The sequence below is a fragment of the Parendozoicomonas verongulae genome (genome assembly GCF_009711465.1).
Classification (GTDB): Bacteria; Pseudomonadota; Gammaproteobacteria; order Pseudomonadales; family Endozoicomonadaceae; genus Sansalvadorimonas; species Sansalvadorimonas verongulae.
In genome coordinates this window covers 2,783-3,280 of sequence record NZ_SMME01000665.1, presented here as the reverse complement: position 1 = coordinate 3,280, position 498 = coordinate 2,783, and the positions used below count along the sequence as shown (strand labels likewise).

Annotated in this window: 2 protein-coding genes; both read right to left on the bottom strand. The window is 45.4% G+C overall.

Features of this window, described 5'->3' with window-relative positions; translation table 11 throughout:
- On the bottom strand, positions 1-284 hold a 284-nt coding region (locus E1189_RS25020; protein WP_230460062.1), incomplete at its 3' end, for a hypothetical protein.
- A 32-nt stretch (positions 285-316) separates the two neighbouring features.
- On the bottom strand, positions 317-498 hold a 182-nt coding region (locus tag E1189_RS02515), incomplete at its 5' end, for a hypothetical protein (RefSeq protein ID WP_230460061.1).

The window sequence follows — 498 nt, the reverse complement described above, 5'->3', positions numbered from 1 at the left end:
GAAGCTTTCTTCTTATGTCTACCTAACTGAGAGAGAGTATGCCTGACTTTCATGACTGAATCGGAATTGCGTTTTCTTTTTCCACCACCAAGTGACGCTTTACTATCTGGAGACCTTTTCCTTGAAATAGAGTAAAATGGCTGCATTTCTGATAAGCCTTGTGCTGTCTTCCCCGAATCACTGAACATATCGACAGCACAAGCCTTTTGTGGTTCCACACCTTCCTTCTTTCCGGTTTGCTCGCCCATTGCTTTCACACAATGATGGCGAGTGGATTTTTTCACTCTTCAAGGAACAACGTCGCGAGCGTAGCCCTCTACGTGACCAGAGTTGTAAGATACTCACCAGTATCCAGCTTCAGTCCATTGATAAATTCCTGAGCGATAGTCGTCAGACCTGCTCTATCAAGAACCAGAGCGCCATGGGATCGGAAAGCTGTTCTGAGGTAGTGTCCGTAGATATCCCACTTATAATAACTTCTTACCTCCGTCATAAGCG